Source organism: Streptomyces sp. NPDC043861 (assembly GCF_056435905.1).
Genome location: NZ_JBWKDP010000004.1, coordinates 519,538 through 536,511, shown reverse-complemented (window position 1 = coordinate 536,511; position 16,974 = coordinate 519,538). Strand labels below are relative to the sequence as shown.

The 16,974-nt window shown below is 72.1% G+C and carries 15 protein-coding genes; 6 read left to right on the top strand and 9 right to left on the bottom strand.

Translation table 11 applies throughout. The annotated features are described in order from the left end of the window. The first annotated feature begins 111 nt into the window (after positions 1-111). From AC068D_RS13240 to AC068D_RS13230, 3 genes are all read left to right on the top strand, one after another. Positions 112-1,071, top strand: coding sequence for an RNA polymerase sigma factor SigF (locus AC068D_RS13240; RefSeq protein WP_478823151.1), 960 nt, complete (start codon positions 112-114; stop codon positions 1,069-1,071). Between the two features lie 168 nt (positions 1,072-1,239). Continuing rightward, on the top strand, positions 1,240-2,394 hold the full coding sequence (locus AC068D_RS13235) for a DegT/DnrJ/EryC1/StrS family aminotransferase (protein WP_478823150.1): 1,155 nt from the start codon (positions 1,240-1,242) through the stop codon (positions 2,392-2,394). Next, positions 2,387-4,576, top strand: a complete 2,190-nt coding sequence (locus AC068D_RS13230; RefSeq protein WP_478823068.1) for a lipopolysaccharide biosynthesis protein — start codon at positions 2,387-2,389, stop codon at positions 4,574-4,576. Before AC068D_RS13235 ends, AC068D_RS13230 begins: the two co-directional genes overlap by 8 nt. Here the strand turns inward: AC068D_RS13230 and AC068D_RS13225 are convergent. The 9 genes from AC068D_RS13225 to hutI form a co-directional block, all read right to left on the bottom strand. Beyond that, on the bottom strand, positions 4,551-5,681 hold the full coding sequence (locus AC068D_RS13225) for a glycoside hydrolase family 26 protein (RefSeq protein ID WP_478823067.1): 1,131 nt from the start codon (positions 5,679-5,681) through the stop codon (positions 4,551-4,553). The two genes, AC068D_RS13230 and AC068D_RS13225, sit on opposite strands and share 26 nt — an antisense overlap. Continuing rightward, a complete protein-coding gene (locus AC068D_RS13220; RefSeq protein WP_478823066.1) occupies positions 5,678-6,076 on the bottom strand; it encodes a hypothetical protein in 399 nt (132 codons plus the stop codon). Before AC068D_RS13220 ends, AC068D_RS13225 begins: the two co-directional genes overlap by 4 nt. 13 nt (positions 6,077-6,089) lie before the next feature. Next, the gene (locus tag AC068D_RS13215; protein ID WP_478823065.1) at positions 6,090-8,033 is read right to left on the bottom strand and encodes a hypothetical protein; all 1,944 of its coding nucleotides are present in this window, start codon (positions 8,031-8,033) and stop codon (positions 6,090-6,092) included. A 101-nt stretch (positions 8,034-8,134) separates the two neighbouring features. Then, the gene (locus tag AC068D_RS13210; RefSeq protein ID WP_478823149.1) at positions 8,135-8,911 is read right to left on the bottom strand and encodes a polysaccharide deacetylase family protein; all 777 of its coding nucleotides are present in this window, start codon (positions 8,909-8,911) and stop codon (positions 8,135-8,137) included. A gap of 74 nt (positions 8,912-8,985) precedes the next feature. After that, complete coding sequence (locus tag AC068D_RS13205; protein ID WP_478823064.1) at positions 8,986-10,248, bottom strand: glycosyltransferase family 2 protein; 1,263 nt, start codon at positions 10,246-10,248, stop codon at positions 8,986-8,988. Between the two features lie 75 nt (positions 10,249-10,323). After that, entirely contained in the window at positions 10,324-11,400 is a 1,077-nt protein-coding gene (locus AC068D_RS13200; RefSeq protein ID WP_478823063.1) for a GNAT family N-acetyltransferase, read from the bottom strand. A gap of 156 nt (positions 11,401-11,556) precedes the next feature. Then, positions 11,557-12,222, bottom strand: coding sequence for an aspartate/glutamate racemase family protein (locus AC068D_RS13195; RefSeq protein ID WP_478823062.1), 666 nt, complete (start codon positions 12,220-12,222; stop codon positions 11,557-11,559). Beyond that, on the bottom strand, positions 12,219-12,434 hold the full coding sequence (locus AC068D_RS13190) for a hypothetical protein (RefSeq protein WP_478823061.1): 216 nt from the start codon (positions 12,432-12,434) through the stop codon (positions 12,219-12,221). Before AC068D_RS13190 ends, AC068D_RS13195 begins: the two co-directional genes overlap by 4 nt. 56 nt (positions 12,435-12,490) lie before the next feature. Next, positions 12,491-13,663: an imidazolonepropionase gene (gene hutI, locus AC068D_RS13185; protein WP_478823060.1), complete on the bottom strand. Its 1,173-nt coding sequence runs from the start codon at positions 13,661-13,663 to the stop codon at positions 12,491-12,493. 126 nt (positions 13,664-13,789) lie between these two features. Here hutI and AC068D_RS13180 point away from each other — a divergent pair, with 126 nt between their 5' ends. From AC068D_RS13180 to AC068D_RS13170, 3 genes are all read left to right on the top strand, one after another. Continuing rightward, positions 13,790-15,136: a hypothetical protein gene (locus AC068D_RS13180; protein ID WP_478823059.1), complete on the top strand. Its 1,347-nt coding sequence runs from the start codon at positions 13,790-13,792 to the stop codon at positions 15,134-15,136. A 30-nt stretch (positions 15,137-15,166) separates the two neighbouring features. Next, entirely contained in the window at positions 15,167-15,478 is a 312-nt protein-coding gene (locus tag AC068D_RS13175) for a hypothetical protein (protein ID WP_478823058.1), read from the top strand. Positions 15,479-15,577: 99 nt separating this feature from the next. After that, positions 15,578-16,969: a hypothetical protein gene (locus AC068D_RS13170; RefSeq protein ID WP_478823057.1), complete on the top strand. Its 1,392-nt coding sequence runs from the start codon at positions 15,578-15,580 to the stop codon at positions 16,967-16,969. Positions 16,970-16,974: the final 5 nt, after the last annotated feature.

The window sequence follows — 16,974 nt, the reverse complement described above, 5'->3', positions numbered from 1 at the left end:
CGGGTAGGGCTAGTAGGGACATCACCGACCACGGCCGGCTTTGGAGGCGCCGCACACCGCAGCGACACGTACGGCTTCGGCAGCCATATGCCGAGAACGATGGAGGAGACCATGTCACCCCGGCTCGACGAAACGCGGACCCCGCACGCGACGTCGACACGTCCGCACGATCACCCCGACCCTGCACAGCCCGGCCACCCCACGCAGGCCGAGCACCACGCATACGCAGAACACGCAGCGCACTTCGGCCGGCCCGAGCACTCTGCAGATCTCGGCCTCCCGGAGATCCCGCCGTTCGACGAAGTCGGACCGGTCGACGCACGAGCGCTGTCGAAGACGCTCTTCGCCCGCCTCGAGTTCCTCGAGGAAGGCACCCACGAGTACGCGTACGTCCGCAACACGCTCGTCGAACTCAACCTGGCCCTCGTCAAGTTCGCCTCCTCGCGGTTCCGCTCCCGCAGCGAGCCGATGGAGGACATCATCCAGGTGGGCACGATCGGCCTCATCAAGGCCATCGACCGCTTCGAGCTCAGCCGGGGCGTCGAGTTCCCCACGTTCGCGATGCCGACCATCGTCGGCGAGATCAAGCGCTTCTTCCGCGACACCTCGTGGTCCGTGCGCGTCCCGCGGCGGCTCCAGGAGCTCCGTCTCGATCTGGCGAAGGCGGGCGACGAGCTCGCACAGCAGCTCGACCGGGCGCCGACGGTCGGTGAGCTCGCGGAGCGGCTCGGCCTCAGCAACGACGAGGTCGTCGAGGGCATGGCGGCGAGCAACGCGTACACCGCGAGCTCCTTGGACGCCCAGCCGGAGGAGGACGAGACCGAGGGCGCCCTCGCGGACCGCATCGGCTACGAGGACCACGGGCTCGAAGGCATCGAGTACATCGAGTCGCTGAAGCCGCTCATCGCCTCGCTGCCGTCGCGCGACCGCAAGATCCTCTCCCTCCGCTTCGTCGCCGGCATGACCCAGTCGGAGATCGGCGACGAACTGGGCATCTCACAGATGCACGTGTCGCGGCTGCTGTCGCGCACGCTCAGAACACTGAGGAAGGGGCTCACGGTCGAGGAGTGACCGTGGCCGTCCCCCCGTCCGAAGGGTCCGTTCCGTCAAGGGACGGGCCCTTCGGCGTCATTGGGCGTGCCGTTCCGCCTTATTGACGGTGCGGTCCGGTATGGGCCACATTGAGCCCGGGGCTCAGGGGGGATGGATATGGCTCTTGGGGACGCCTTGGAGTCGCGGATGCGCGACCGCCTCGGCAGGGAATGTCTGTACGTACCGTCGTGCCGCTTCGGGCTGTACGTGGCGCTGCGTCACTGGTGCCGGCCGGGCGGGCGGGTGCTCATGTCGCCCGTCAACGACGATGTCATCTTCTTCGTGGTGCTCGCCGCCGGACTGCGCCCCGTACAGGCGCCGCTCGATCCGCGCGACGGCTCCCTCGACATGTCGGCCGTGCCCGATTCCCTGTGGCGCGGACTGTCCGCGGTACTCACCACGAATCTGTACGGAAACCCCGACCCGGCGCCCGGACTGCGGGCCCGCTGCGATGCGTTGGGCATCCCGCTGCTGGAGGACGCCGCTCACGCGATCGGCTCGAAGGTGGACGGGCGCCCCGTCGGTTCGTACGGCGACGCCTCGGTCTTCAGCCTCTCCAAGCACACTGCGGCCAAGACCGGGGGATTTCTGGCCGTCGCCGACCCGGCGCTGCGGGACGCGCTGGCCGAAGCACGCGACGACCTGCTGGCACCGGCCCGGCTGTCGTCCGAACTCGCCTACGGCTTACGGCCGTACGTGGAAGCGGGGGTGCGCGGACTGCGTCTCGTGCGGGCGGCGCGGGCGGTGATGCGCATCCTCGGGATGGAGGAGCGCGAGGAGATCCGGATGCCGTTGCGGGCGGGCGAGCTGAAGCGGGCGGTCTCGGCGGCACCCGCGCTCGGCCCGTTCCATCCGTGGGTGCGGGTGGACATGCACGACTACCGGATCACCCCCGGCCGCGCCCGGTACAGACGGACCGCCAGGCTGCTGGACCGGCTCGACGACCGCATCGCCGCGCATCTCGCCGGTACCCGACGGCTGATGGACAGCCCCTGGGGCGTGCCCGGGCCCGGGCCCGTGCAGCCGCTGTTCCGCGTGCCGCTGCTCGTCGCCGACCGGGACGCCGCGATCGCCGCCCTCGCCCGGCACCGCATCACCACCGGCTATCTCTACGACCCGCCCCTCGACGACTACGCCTCCGAGCTCTTCACCGACCCCTCCCCGTCCCCGGCCCCCGCCCGCTGGTTCGCCCGCCATGCGCTCCCGGCGAACCCCCTCGAGGCCGACCGCATCCTGGCGGTCCTTCAGAAGTCGGACGTACGCCCGGCCGAAGGCCCGCACCTGGACGCGATCGGTGGCTGACACGACGCGGCTGCGCAGACCGGAGCCCTCCGGTCCGGTCCCGGCCGCGCCGGAGGCGGCCGAGACGGGGCCGGCGGGCGAGGACTCGATGTTCCGGAACGCCTATGCCCTGATGCTGTCGACCGGGGTGTCGGCCGCACTCGGGCTCGGTTTCTGGCTGGTGGCCGCGCGCCACTACACCGAAGAGGCCGTCGGCCAGGGTTCGGCCGCGATCGCCGCGATGCGACTGCTCGCATCGGTCACGGCGACCACGATGATCGGCGCCGTGGTGCGCTATGTGCCACGTGCCGGGAGGGCGACCGGGCCGCTGGTGTGGCGTGCGTACGCGGTGAGTTCGGCCGTCGTGTGCGTGGCCTGTGCCGGCTTCCTGGTCACGCTCGATCTGTGGGGTCCTTCGTACGCCCCGCTCAGTGGTCTCAACGCCGGACTCGCCTTCACCGCCGCCTGTGTCGCCTGGGCGCTGCTGACCCTGCAGGACGGCGTGCTGACCGGGCTGCGCAAGGCGGTCTGGGTGCCCGTCGGCAATGCCGTGTTCTCCATCGGCAAGCTGCTGCTGCTCGCCGCCTTCGCCACGGCGATGCCCGTCCTCGGCGTCTTCGTGTCGTGGGCGGCCGCGATCGCCCTGTCCGTGCTCCCGCTCGGCTGGCTCGTGTTCCGCCGGCTCATCCCCCGTCAGGCCGCTGCCGACCACGACCGCGACCCGCCACGGCTGCGGGACATCGGGCGGTTCCTGGCCGGGGACTCGGTCGGGGCACTGTTCTCGCTGGCGATGATCAATCTGCTGCCGGTGATGGTCGCGGTCCGCTTCGACGCCGCGCACAACGGCTTCTTCTACATCGCGTACACCGTCGGCGGAACCATGGAGTTCATGGCCATCAACATGGCCTCGTCGCTGACCGCGCACGCATCCCACAGTCCGGAGAGCCTCGCCGGGGGCGTGCGCGGAGCACTGCGGCGCATGGCACTGCTGCTGGTGCCGGTGGTGCTCGTGCTGGTCGTGTTCGCCCGGCAGATACTCGCCCCGTTCGGTGCGGACTACGCCGAGCACGGAACGACCGTGCTGCGGCTGCTGGCCGCCGCCGCCCTGCCACGCGTCCTCGTCGAGCTGTACATCGGGGTGCTGCGCGTCCAGGGACGTACGGGAGTGCTCGCCGTGCTCCAAGGCGCGATGTGCACGCTGGTGCTGGGCAGCGCGGCGGTACTGCTCGGTCCCACGGGCATCTCCGGGGCGGGCCTCGCGATGCTGCTGTCGATGACGCTGATGGCGGTCGTGTCGGCACCGGGGATCAGGGCGGCGCTGACGGGCCGCCCGACCGGTCGGGCGCGTCCCGCACGGCGCTTCGGCGGACGTCGTCGCGCCCCGGAGTACGGCACGAACTGGGCCCGCAGGGCCGCCGAACGACGTGCGGCACAGGCCGACATCGCCCGCAGGACCGGCGGATACGACGCTTCCTGGACGCGCGAGACCGTGTATCTGAGGGGCGTCCACGAGACGGCGACCCCGGCGTTCGGCATTCCCGTGCATGTGCCCGGCCCGCAACGGCAGCAGGTTCCGGCCGCACCGGCGGACGAGTCATGGCTCGTCAGCTGGCTGTGGCTGCTCCTCGGGCTCGCCGCCGGGCTGTTCTGGGTCCCGCTGTCCCGGGCCGCCGACGTCACCGCCGAGCGGCTGTCCGGCACCCAGCTGGTTCAGGCACTGCCCCCGGTGACACTCACCGCGGGGCTGCTGCTGGTGGTCGTCCACTGCGCGGCACTCTCGCTGCACCGGCTGCGGCCCGTGCTGCTCGCCGCCGGTCTGCTGACCACGTTCGCCGCTCTCCACACGGCCCCGCTGCTGGTCGGCATCCGCCCCCGGCCCGCCGGGGGTGACTGGCCCGGAGCGCTCGGGGCCCTCATCGCCGACACGGCCGCACCCGGAGGCCGGGCGGGCCTCCTGACCGTTCTGCCGGTCGTGCTCCAGCTGCTGTGTCTGGCCCTCGCGGCGGTGGTTCTGCGTGCCCTCCGCGTACCGGGCCGGATCACGGGGGCCGCGGTATGGGTGCTGGCGGTGGTGGGCTGGGCGGCCCAGGACGCCTTCGCCGCGGCCGCACTGCCGGTGTTCACCGGATTCCTCGCGGCGGCCGTCGCGTCACTGGCGTACCGTCTCTCCGGCCGCCTCAGCGGCTCGGGACCGGCTGCCTGAAGTAGTCACTGCGGCCCGCTTCACGATAACCCTCCAGTCCTGGACCGGAGTTGACGGTGAGATCACAGCCCGGGCCCGGCACGGCACGGTTCCAGTGCACCATCGCCCGCACCCGGGGCAGTGTCGGGGCGGCGTCGGGAATGCGGGCGTACCAGTCGCGCTGGCGCTGCGGCTGCACCGGATCGGGCGCAGTGGCGAACTCCGCGAGCATCACGGGCTTCTCGCCGGAGATGTTGGTGCGCAGCCAGTCGTACGAGGGCCGCTGGCTGCGCTCGAAGTCGAGCCAGTTCGGGGACTCGTGGCAGAGGTAGTAGTTGTACTGGTCCATGCCGATCCAGTCGACGTACTCGTCCCCCGGGTACAGCTGCTTCATCTGCTCGGCATGGCCGAGATAACCGGACACCGTCCACACCCACACCACGTTGTCGACGCCCAGTTCCTCGAACCGGTCGTGGATGTGGCGGTAGGCGGCGACGAACTCCTCGGGCGTGCCCGCGCCCTCCTTGATACGGAAGTCGGTCTCCTGGTCGAAGGAGAAGAAGATGCGCTTGCCGTACGCCTTGATGCGGCGGGCGCCCGGATCGATGATCTCGCGGTCGTACTTCCCCGACGCGATGTTCCGCCAGCCCAGTTGGGTCTCGGTCCATCCGGCGTGGTGCGGCTCGGTCCACACCGTGGACTCCCAGGCCAGCATGAGCAACCGGTCCCGGCCGAGCTCCTGCTCGTCGGGTGTGAGCAGTTCGCCGTCCAGCGGCGTCTTCGACATGTCGTGGTAGTTGTAGACGAGATCGAGCCTGCGGCCGATCTTCCTCTCGAAGGCGTACACGGCTTCCGTGAGGGAGCCGCCCGGCGCATACGGCACATATGCGCCCCACCATGCCCCGCAGCGCGGCTCCAGCTTCTCGTCGGGGGCGCAGGGACCCTCGGGCAGTGCCCCCGACGCCGCGTTGCCGGGCAGTCCATGACCGCCCGGAGGTCCGGCGTCGTCCTCCCCTCCGTCGGACCTGGCGATCCACACGCCGAGCCCGGCGAGCAGCGCCCCGACCGCGGCCAGGACCAGGGCCGTGTACGTGCCCCGCGACACCGCGGTGTGCCACATCGTCATCGGCCCCTCCAGGGGCCGGGTTTCTCGCGTTCGGCCGCCCCCCTGGTGGCCGCGGGAAGCGGCACACCCGGCAGGGCCGACGTGACGGTGGCGAAGGCGGCCAGCGACACCAGGAAGGCAGTCGCGGAGAAGGCCTCCACCAGGAACAGGGACGTGGCGGTCAGCACGCCGAGCGACAGGCTCAACGGTGCCGCCAGAGCGATCGCCTCCAGCCTGGCGCCCGGCCGCAGTGCGGACGGCTGCGGGAGCAGCAGCGCGAGACCGGGCCCGACGGTGACGAAGAGGAGGACCGGGATCCAGCGCAGTGGCGATCCGCCGGGCAGCGCAGTCGCGGCGAGGGCGGCCCAGCCGGACAGGGCGAGTCCCACTCTGAGCTGTGGTCGGTTCAGCTGCATGGCGACCTCCACGTCACCGGGCGGATGCGGACGGGGACGGTGACGGGGCGGGCGGCGGCCGGTACTCGAGGACGAGTCCGTGCTCGCTCTCCTCCACCACACGGAACAGAGGGGACTTCTCGAGGTCGTTCCTCAGCACGGCGAAGCCGCCCGGGGGCAGATAGCCCTCACCGATGACCGCCTTCTCCTGGGTCGGGGTGAGGATCACGTATGCGGGCCGCCCCTCGGGAATCCCGCGCGCCAGATATCCCGCCGGGTCCCGGAGCATCTTCAGGTTCTCCGGCACGTCCTGCTCGGTGAAGAACCAGCGTTCGTAGTGGTCGTAGCGGTAGTACGCGCCCGGGAACGATCCGGTCGTGGCGAGGATCAGCGCCCCGTCCGGGGCACGGTCGTAGGCCCGCCGGGTCAGCGCCACCTCGGCGGGCGGCGCGTAGTGCATGCCCTCCTTGCCGTAGTACGAGGGCAGGAAGCCCGCCAGCAGGGCGGTGAGCGCGACGGGCAGGGCGACGAGCGAGATCCGGCGCGCGGCCTTCAGCGCGCGGCCGGTGCCGCCCATGGCCGGGACGAGCGCCGCGGCAGCGAAGAACGCCGTCCCGGGCAGCCCGAACAGATAGACGCGGAAGAGCATTTCGCCGCCGTAGTCGTTCACGGCGAACATCGGTACGGGTGCGGCCGCCGTGAGCAGGAGCGGCAGCGCACTGCGCGTCAGCCTGCGCCGCAGCAGCACCGCCGTACCTGCGAGCGCGGCGAGCGCCAGCACCATCAGGATGTTGGCGGCGCCGACCAGCTCGGGGCCGGGTCCGGTCGGCTCCCCGGCATATCCGGCCCGGGAGTTGGACAGCAGCTCGCCGGCCGAGTCGCGCAGCGTGCCCAGCGTGTCCAGGAACAGCGCACGCCCCATCGTCAGATCCCAGACCAGCATGATCAGACCGGTGACGACGAGCAGTCCCCAGTTGCGGTAGCGGCGGGTGAGGCCGAGTGCGCAGAGCGTCGCGCACAGCATCACCGGCGTGAGCTGGTGCGACGCGTTGACGGCGGCGATCAGCGGGACGACGGCCATGACGGCGACCGCCCGCTGCCGGGTGCCCGTGGGCGGCGGCACGGCCGCCGCGGCCGGGTCCAGTGCGCTCCGGTCGCGCAGCCGTCCGGCCGAACCGGGCCGGACGAAGTGACGGAGCACGACGGCGATCACGGTCAGATGGAGCAGATACGAGAAGCCCTGCGGTGACAGATAGTCCTGGCCCACCCAGTTGGCCAGCTGGAAGATCCAGACGGCCGTCCAGACCAGCCGCCAGTCGTCACTGAAGGTGCGGTAGACCAGGACGAGGACGGGCAGCGTGAGCACACCGAGGACAACGGGCGCCCAGTTGATGTACGAGGCCGCGGCCTCGACGCCGAATGCCTTCACCAGAGCCGCGTTGAGCGAGAAGAAGCCCGGCCACTGGTCGTACGCCGACATGCCGCCGGACAGCTCCACGCCCGGGTGGACCGTTCCCTCCGTGAGCAGGCGTGTGATCACGGCGTCGTGCTTGGACGCCCACGCGTAGCGCACGGAGTCGTACAACAGGGCGGGAGGGGCCTTCAGCGCCACCAGCATGGCGACGCAGTGGGCGGCGGGCCACCAGGGAGCGGTCCCGGCTCTGCGCAGGGCGACCAGGAAGCCCACGGTGAGCACGACGAGCGCGAGGGGGAACGTGGGCGGGAAACGGTCCAGCAGGCCGTAGTCCCCGATGTCGCGGAATCGGGTGCGGGGCACGGCATGGAGCCACAGACCCGCGGCCACGGCGAGCGTGAGCCCGCTGAACAGGGTCGCCGGGCCGGGCGGCCGCAGCCGGGAGGGGCCCGGCGAGGACGGTGGGGGGCCGGCAGACGTCGTGTCGTCGTGGTCGTCGCCGGTCCGCTTCACGGGCGGCAGCGCGCTGCTCCCGGTGACCGGTGTGGGCACGCGTTGCTGCACAGTGCGACTCCCCCCACAGAAGTGGTCGCGGCCGTCACGCCGCTGTCCCCTTCAGCGAAGTATAGGAACCTGATTGGGTTTTGGGCTGCTCTCGTCCATCTTCATCCCGCGAACCCGGGGCCCTTCACGACCGTCCGCGCCCTGCGGTACAGCCGCCAGCCCATCGTGGGCAGCGAGTCCGGGTACGGCGCGACCCGTGCGCCCGTGCCCTCCATCCACGCCTCGACATCGGCGACCGTATGGCCGCGGCGCAGGATCAGCCGGGCGATGCGGTACGCCTCGTCGGTTCCCGAACTGAGCGCATGCCGTACGGCGACGGCGGACTTGTAGCCCGCGGCTCGGGCAGCGCGGCGCACGGTGCGGCTGTTGTAGCCGTGCGGATAGGCCAGATGCCGTACCTCGTGGCCGAGGGTGTCCTCCAGGACGGCCTTGGAGTGACTGAGTTCCCAGCGCAGCCTTCGCGGCCCGAGCGTGTCCAGCTGGGGATGGGTGACCGTGTGCCCGCCCACCTCCATCCCGTGCTGCTCCAGCAGCGGCGACTGCGCGAGCGTCATCATCGGGGCGGGCGGCAGCAGGCTGTGCCCGCCAGGGGTGATGGCGCCGGTGGTGAGGTACGCGGTGGCGGGCAGTTCGCGGGCGGCGAGTGCCTCTGCCGTCGGGCCCGGCAGATCGGCGAATCCGTCGTCGAAGGTGAGGACGACGGGGCGGGGCGGAAGGCCGGTCCTGCCGGAGAGATGGTCCGAGAGCGTGCTGATCTTCATGGGCGTTCGGCCGGCGGCGACGATCGCGTCGAGGTGTGCGGCGAACTGCCGGGGCGTGACGGTGAATTCGGCGATCCAGTCCGGTGGGTCGTCCATCACGGCGTGGTAGAGCAGCACGGGAATGCGCGTGGGCGGGGACGCAGGCAGGGCTGCCCGCATTCCCCGGGGAGTGCGGGGTGCGCCGGATGCCGTCATCGCTCCTCCCACGGAAGCCGTGTGCCGCGCACCCGGAGGCGGGCCTTCGCGTACCCGACCGGCCCGTGCAGCATGCCCCGGCGCTCCAGCCGGGAGAGGTGCCGCGGCCACGCATGGCTGTGCGTGCCGTGCTCACCCGGGACCCCTGCCTGGCCCTCCCCGCGATGGGCGGTCATGGCACGGGCGTGTGCCAGGCCGCGCGGCAGCCGGGCGAGCAGTGCCGGGAGCAGCGCGGGACGGCGGACGAGGAGCGCGGTGAGACAGGCGGTGAGCCCGGCGCCATAGCCGTACGCCTGGTTCCGCAGGTCCTGTGGGGTCTCCCGGTGGTGGTGCCAGACCAGCGCGTCCGGGGTGTAGCGCAGCCGGTGCCCGGCAGCAAGGATCCGTACGAACGCGTACAGGTCGTCGCCTCCGCGGGCCGGCGTGCCGGTGCCGGTGGCCGGGTCGAAGCCGCCGATGCCGCGCAGCGCCCGGGCCCGGAACGCCATGTTCGCGCCGGATCCGAAGCGCCCCGCGGTGAACGGGAACAGCGGGTCGTCGGCGGGCGGGCGGGCCGGGTCGTAGGTGCGCGGGGTGAAGCCCTTGGCGAAGCCGCCGTGGCTTTCGAGGAGGATCTGGGCGGGCGTGGTGAGCCGCGCCGGGAGGATCAGTCCGGTCGCACAGCCGATGCGGGGGTCGTCGGCGAACGGTGCACTGAGCGCGCTGAGCCAGTGCGGGTCGGCGACGACGTCGTCGTCCGTGAACGCGAGGACGGCTCCGTCGGCGACGGCGGCGCCCCTGTTGTGCGCGGCGGCGAGACCGGGCACGGGTTCACGGACATAGCGGACGCTGTCGCCGTACTTGTGCGTGACGAGGTCCCGTGTGGCGTCGCCGGCGGGTGCGTTGTCGACCACGACGATCTCGAAGTCCGGATGGTCCTGGGCGAGCAGTGAGTCGAGTGCGCCGGCGAGTCGGTCGGGGCGTTCGCGGGTGGCGACGACGACGGTGGTCCGGGGGAGGTCCCCGAGGAGCTCGGGGACCGGTGCCGGCGTCCGGCCGAGCCGCTCCCGGGCGAGTGCGGCGAGCGCGACGGCGGGATCGGCGCCCTCGGGGACGGTCCCGGTCAGGGTCGCGACGGGGCGGCCCCTGAGACGTATCAGCACGAAGACCTCACCGGCGTCCGGCGGCGGCGACCCCGGGCCCGGACGCAGGGCGAGCACGGCTGCGTCGTCGGGTCTCCCGTCGAGCGTGTCGAGGTCGAGTTCTGCGATCTGGAGCATCTGCGTCCCCCCGATGTGCCGAAGTGAGTGAGCGCACGGGCCGGTTGCCGGTTCGTCGCCCGGTTCGCTGCCGGGTCAGTTGCCGCGCAGTCGGCCGACCCGGTTCAGCGTCCGCTGGGCGAGGCCGGCGAGCCGTGGCCGGTTCCGTACGTAGCTGTGGGCGCGGCGGGACGGCTCGCGGCTCAGCCAGTAGATCGCGGCCCTCGGTCCCGGCCGCGTCGACGAGCCCTCGTGGACGCGGAGTTCACCGGTCTTGAGGGCGTCCTTGTACTCGGCGTCGCCGCGGCCGAGGTCGAGCATCCCGATCCCTTCCGCCGCTGCGGCCTCGGCCATCCGCAGATGCAGGACCAGTCCCGGTGAGTACTTGGCGAACCCGGTGTCGTACGAGGGGAACCAGCACGACAGCACGGTGCGCGAGCGCAGCCCGAAGTGCGCGGCGACGGGCCGGTCCGCCGCATAGAGCACGGACAGCACCCCGGAGCAGCCGGGTGTGCGGGTCTCGTGCAGTCGACGCACCAGCTCGGTGATCCACGCCTGTGCAAAACGGTCGCGCCGGCCGGTCCTGCGGTACTGCGCGGACTTCCACTCCATGAGCGTGCGCAGTGCGGCCGGATCACGCTCGTCGAAGACGAAGCGCACCTCGCCGCTCGCCCGTCCGAGCTTGCGCTCCTTGGCCGCCGTCGTCCGGTAGAACTTCGGCGACCCGGCGCGCAGCCGTTCCTCGTAGACGGCGAACCCCTCACCGACGTCGATCACGGGTGAGCCGAACTCCTCGGCACTGTCCGGGACGAAGAGTTGCTGCCCGGCCTCGAGATTGTCGAACTCCCAGGCGGACAGGGAGCATGCCCGGAGCAGCTCACGCGCCCCGAGCCGCAGCCCCGGCCGCAGCACCGCACCCTGGCAGTCGGAGACCCCGAGCCCGATGGCCCTGCCATGCCCGAACGGGCCCTTCTCGTACGGGAAGAACCCGGCCGGGACCCTGTCCTCCTCGATGACCGCGACCCGTGCGCCCGGCCGTACGTCCGCCACGGCCAGGGTGAACTCCGGCTCCATGAACGGATTGGCAGGGGCACCGGACTTGGCCCTCAGTTCACGCCAGGACTCGACTTCCCCCTCGTCCAGTTCCGCGGGCTTCACGACACGAATGTGCACACCGCTCAACTCGACCCCCCGGTCTCCCCCTTGAGCTTCCCCGGGACAGGACGGTACCGGCCGAAATCCCCCCGGGACAGGGTGCGGGGGGCAAGCCGTGACCAATCCGTGAAACGCTGTGAAGTCGTGTGGAAGGTGGGGCGAATGGGGCGGTGCTCAGGCTCCGAGAGCGGTTCGCACCGCGGCTTCCGCGTGCAGCCGCGTGGTCGGGAAGACCGGAACCGGACTGTCCGGGGGCCCGATCAGCAGCTCGATCTCGGTGCAGCCGAGGATGATCCCCTGGGCACCGCGGTCCACGAGCTCCCCGATGACCCGCTGGTACGCCCGCCGCGATGTCTCGCGCACGACGCCGAGGCACAGCTCCTCGTAGATCACCCGGTGCACCTCGGCCCGGCCCTCCGCATCCGGGGTGAGCACCTCGAGCCCGTGTCCGGCCAGCCGGTCCCGGTAGAAGTCCTGCTCCATGGTGAACGCCGTCCCGAGCAGGCCGGCCGTCGTGATCCCGGCGGCCTTCACCGCCTCGGCCGTTGCGTCGCCGAGGTGCAGCAACGGCACGTCCACGGCGGCGGAGACCTGGCCGGCGACCTTGTGCATGGTGTTGGTGCAGATGAGCAGGAAGTCCGCGCCCGCCGCCGCCAGTCCGCGGGCGGCCTCGGCGAGGATCTCCCCGGCCGCCTCCCACTCCCCCGCGACCTGCAACTTCTCGATCTCGGCGAAGTCGACGGAGTGCAGGATGCAGCGGGCGGAGTGCAGTCCCCCGGCCCGCTCCCGTACGAGTTCGTTGATCAACCGGTAGTACTCGGCGCTGGATTCCCAGCTCATGCCCCGCCCACCTGGTCCGCCGGCCAGTGGAAGCGCGCGGGGTCGCCGTATCCCCGCGTGTGCACGAAGACGCTGTGGCTGTCCGCCGGCTCGTCGCCGTGGAGGTCGTGGGCATTCAGGGAGAGGGTGGGATACGCGTTCCTCTGCGAGGCCTCTTCCAGGTCCGCGTCCGGTACGGCGGGCCGGCTCTCGAAGTCCCATCCGTCGGCCACGGCGCCGTTGCGCGCCGCCCGCAGAAACGGCCTCGGCCGATTACGGGAAACAGCCCTCAGGCCACCGCGATCCCGCGCCGCCACACCTTTGTGACCAGCGGAACCCCCGGCCGGTACGCCAGGTGGACGTGCGAGGGGGCGTCGAGCAGGGCCAGGTCGGCCCTGGCACCCGGGGCCAGGCGGCCGATGTCGGTGCGGCGCAGGGCCGCCGCGCCGCCCGCCGTGGCGGACCACAGGGCCTCGTCCGGGGTCATCCCCATGTCGCGTACGGCCAGCGCGATGCAGAACGGCACGGACGAGGTGAAGGACGAGCCCGGGTTGCAGTCCGTGGACAGCGCGACGGTCACCCCGGCGTCGATCAGGCGACGGGCGTCCGGCCACTCGGCGCGGGTGGAGAACTCGGCTCCGGGGAGCAGGGTCGCGACCGTGTCGCCGTTCGCGAGCGCGTCCACGTCCTCGTCCGTGAGGTGGGTGCAGTGGTCGGCGGACGCCGCTCCGAGTTCGACGGCGAGCTGGACGCCGGGGCCGTAGGTCAGCTGGTTGGCGTGGACCCGGGGGATGAGGCCCTTCGCCATGCCCGCGGTCAGGACCGCACGGGCCTGGTCCCCGTCGAAGGCACCCTTCTCGCAGAAGACGTCGACCCAGCGGGCGTGCGGCGCGCAGGCGTCGAGCATCCCGCCGGTGACGAGGGCGACGTAGGCCGCCGGGTCGTCGGCGTAGTCGGGGGACACGACGTGGGCGCCGAGGTAGGTGACCTCCTCCGTGTGCCGGGCGGCGATCCGCAGCGCCCGCTCCTCGTCGTGCGTGGTCAGCCCGTACCCGGACTTGGTCTCGAACGTCGTGGTCCCCTGCCGGAGCGCCTCGGCGAGGTAGCGGGTGAGGTTGGCCTCCAGCTCCTCGTCGCTCGCCGCCCGGGTGGCGGCCACGGTGGTGCGGATCCCGCCCGCGGAGTAGGCCCGGCCGGACATGCGGGCGTTGAACTCCTGGGTGCGGTCACCGGCGAAGACGAGGTGCGAGTGGGAGTCGACGAACCCGGGGATCACGGCGCGGCCACCGGCGTCGTAGGCCTCGTCGGCGGAGGGGGCGTCGGCGGCGCGGCCGGTCCAGGCGACGGTGTCGCCGTCGAGGACGACGGCGGCATTCCCGATCAGGCCGAGAGGACCGTCGCCTGCGGCGGAATCATTGGTGACGAGGCTGCCGATGTTGGTGATGAGGGTGGTGGTGCTCATGGGTTCCTCTCCGTGGGGTTCCGTCCCCCTACGGCCAGGGGCAGACCTTGACGCTTCCATGCTTCCACAGGGCCCCCTGCGGCCGCCTTCCCGCCCCAGCTCAGGGCCCGATGTAGGGTCGTGCACATGCCAGGACCGCGATCAGCAGGACGTCTGCACCCGGCCCTGCGGTGGTCGCGCCGGATCGTCGCGTGTGCCGTCAGCCTCTGTGCACTGGCGGGCATGGTGCGGCTGGTCGCGCCGGCGACCGCCGGCCCGGAGGGTGAACCCGCCGGGGTCCAGCGGCAGTTGGCCTTCCTGCGCTCGGCCCTTGACGACGGCGCCGCTGACGAGGCACAGCGACTGTTCCCCGAGGGGTACTTCTTCCTGCACGCTCTGTACGGCCTGACCTGGGTCGAGCTCGGGATGCGCGAGCCGACGGGCGACGCGCGCTCCGAGGCGCTGCGGGAGGCCCGGTGGGCGCTGGAGCGGCTGGACTCGCCGTCCGGCCGTGCACCGTTCAGCGCGGACCTCGTCCCGTCGTACGGCGTCTTCTACCGCGGCTGGTCCAACTGGCTGCGCGGCGGGGTGCTGAGCCTGCAGCCGCCCGCGCGCCGCGACCCGGCCGAGCTGCGCCGGTTCGCCGACGATTCCGCGGCACTCGGCGCTGCCTTCGACGCCTCGAGGACGCCGTACCTGGCGGCCTACCCGGGCCAGGCATGGCCGGTCGACTCCACGGTGGCGATGGCCTCGCTGCGACTGCACGACTCACTGGTTCGGCCCCGGTTCGCCGGGACGGCCGACCGCTGGCTCCGGGGCGTACGCGACCGGCTCGATCCGCGCACCGGACTGCTCCCGCACCGGGTCGACGCCGCCACGGGTGCCCCGGCCGAGGTGGCCCGGGCCACCTCGCAGAGCATGATCCAGCGCTTCCTGGTCGACATCGACCCGGCCTTCGCCGGTGAGCAGTACCGGAAGTTCCGCGACCGCTACGTCGTCTCGACGCTCGGCCTGGGGCCCACCGTGCGGGAGTACCCCGACGGCACCGACGGCCCGGCCGACGTCGACTCCGGCCCGCTCCCCCTGGGCGTGAGCCTCTCGGCGTCCGTGGTCACCGCGGGCGCGGCCCAGGTCCATGGCGACGCCCCGCTCGCCGAGGGGCTGACGAACCTCGGCGAGTTGCTGGGTGCGCCGGTGGAAACCCCGTGGACCAAGCGGTATGCCTTCGGCCTGGTGCCGATCGGTGACGCGTTCCTGGCCTGGTCGAAGACGGCCCGCCCCTGGGTGACCGAGGACGCTCCGTCGCCGCCCCCGGCAAGCCTCTCGTGGTGGTGGCGCCTGCCGCTGCTGGTGATGCTGGTCGTCGTGGGCGTCGCGCCGTGGGTGCGCGCGCTGGTGCGTCGCCACCGGGGGCGGCGCACTCCGGGGACCACTGAGGTTTCGGAGGCGTACGAGACGAAGCCGGACCGGGATGCGGCGCCGAAGCCGAGCTGAGGACCGCAGGGAGCGTGGAGTCACGGCACCATGCCGGGACGGCCGGACGATCTGCTTCTGGCCGTCGGTCTCCCCACTGCCGGCAAGCCGGTGCGCCGATCGCGCCGTGGCGTCACCCAGGTGACCGCGGCACACACATCCGGCTTCACCGTCATGGGCAACCACCTCGCCCAGCACCGCGAGTTGTCCTGCCACGCGATCGGGCTCGCCGTCCACATCCTGCCGCCACTGCCGCGCCGGGCCCGAGCCCGACTGCGGGGCCGGCCGTCCCGTGCCGTCGGCGTCCGGCGCTCGCGGTTCCCGGCCCACGGGTGCGGGATGAAGGGAGATGAAGGGAGATGAAGGGAACTGACAGATCACCATCGGTGTGGTTACGATGCCGCCGATGAAGAACTCCTCCTTGTACGGATTGGGGGACTCGTTCGCGCAAGGTGAGTGCTGATGGCACATCACTTCGCGAACGTGATTCCACCCCGACTGCTGATGTGGCAGCGCGTGCGTGAGTACGCCGTGCCACCGTCCATGATCGAGACCGCGACCTCACGGCGTGCGGCCGGCGACTGGGCGGGGGCCTGCGCCGCCGCCCGGATCGATGTCGATCTCGATCTGCGCGCCGTGGGAAAACGCCACGGCACCGACCTCGTCACCAGCCTTCGCGCGGATCTGCGTCGGCTGGCTCCGGATCTGCTGCGCTGGCACATGCCCCGGAGCGCCCCCGACGGGCTGCTCCGTCCCGGCCTCACCGTCTGTCTGGCCCGTTACCCGGGCTCCGGCGACGCACCGTTGCAGTTGGTGGTGCGGACGCCGCCGGCCTGGGCGGATGCCGGGCAGCGCATGTCCCTGGCCTTGTGGGACGGGTCCGGGGGCGACGACCCCGGGCACCGGCACCATCCGCACCCGCATCCCGACCGGCGTTTCCGGCTCGATCTGCACCGGCACCTCTGGGATGCGGGACGGAGCGGGGATCTGGGGTTGCGGTGTGCCGGCGGGGACGATTCCCCTTGGGCGGTGGCACGTTGGGCCGCCGAGGCCGAGTTGCTGTTGCGTGCCGAGGGGCAGGGGCCCCGTGGGCCGTTCACCGTGCGGCTCGACGCGCGGAACCGCGCCGTGCTCGAACTCGTCGCGCCCGATGACAGCCACGCGCCGACGTTCGGGCCGCTGCCGGAGACGCTGCCACCCCATGAGGTCGCCGCACTTCCGGTGCTGCCGGAGGCGGCGGCGCGGGCCCTGCCGGATCTGGAGCTGCTGGGCGCCGGACTGGTCCCGGTCCAGCGGCTGCATCCGCTCGTCGCCACAGCGCTGACACCCTCCGGAGCGGTGGCGCCGGTGGCCGCTGCCGGCCCGGCCCCCGAGTCCGGTGATCCGCACCGGGTGGAATGCCATGGCGAGGTCCACCGGATCGCGCTGCGGGACGGGGTGCTGACGGCAGTCGATCACGACCCGGACCAACTGCGCCGGGAGGAGCTGCTGGTGGCGCTCGGCGGTCCGCCGCTGCCCTGCCTGCGGGCGATCGACGCGGTGCACCGCACCCCTGAGGCGCTGCCCGCCGTGCGGGAACGGCTGGGCCACGGCGACGTCGCCGGGGCGCTGGCCGTGGTCGAGGGGCTGCTCGGCCCGGGGGCGGTGCTCCGCGACGGGCCGCTCCGGGACGCACTCGAGTCGGCCGTGACCCGGCGTATCGACCACGGGCTGTTCCGCTCGGGACTGGTCGCCGTGCACCCCGCTTCCGCTGCGGCCGGCGATCGCCGTCCCCGCCGGGACCGCCGTGTGTCGCCCGCCGCGCACCGCAAGCGGAGCACCCGGGAAAAGCCCCGTAGCGCTCTGACCGGCTGACCGGC

Excerpts from the sequence above, each read along its gene's own strand:
- AC068D_RS13205 (WP_478823064.1), bottom strand. The coding sequence starts at position 10,248 with ATGCTCCAGATCGCAGAACTCGACCTCGACACGCTCGACGGGAGACCC.
- hutI (WP_478823060.1), bottom strand. The coding sequence starts at position 13,663 with ATGAGCACCACCACCCTCATCACCAACATCGGCAGCCTCGTCACCAAT.
- AC068D_RS13170 (WP_478823057.1), top strand. The coding sequence starts at position 15,578 with ATGGCACATCACTTCGCGAACGTGATTCCACCCCGACTGCTGATGTGG.
- AC068D_RS13195 (WP_478823062.1), bottom strand. The coding sequence starts at position 12,222 with ATGAGCTGGGAATCCAGCGCCGAGTACTACCGGTTGATCAACGAACTC.
- AC068D_RS13220 (WP_478823066.1), bottom strand. The coding sequence starts at position 6,076 with ATGCAGCTGAACCGACCACAGCTCAGAGTGGGACTCGCCCTGTCCGGC.
- AC068D_RS13240 (WP_478823151.1), top strand. The coding sequence starts at position 112 with ATGTCACCCCGGCTCGACGAAACGCGGACCCCGCACGCGACGTCGACA.
- AC068D_RS13175 (WP_478823058.1), top strand. The coding sequence starts at position 15,167 with ATGCCGGGACGGCCGGACGATCTGCTTCTGGCCGTCGGTCTCCCCACT.
- AC068D_RS13235 (WP_478823150.1), top strand. The coding sequence starts at position 1,240 with ATGCGCGACCGCCTCGGCAGGGAATGTCTGTACGTACCGTCGTGCCGC.
- AC068D_RS13180 (WP_478823059.1), top strand. The coding sequence starts at position 13,790 with ATGCCAGGACCGCGATCAGCAGGACGTCTGCACCCGGCCCTGCGGTGG.
- AC068D_RS13225 (WP_478823067.1), bottom strand. The coding sequence starts at position 5,681 with ATGACGATGTGGCACACCGCGGTGTCGCGGGGCACGTACACGGCCCTG.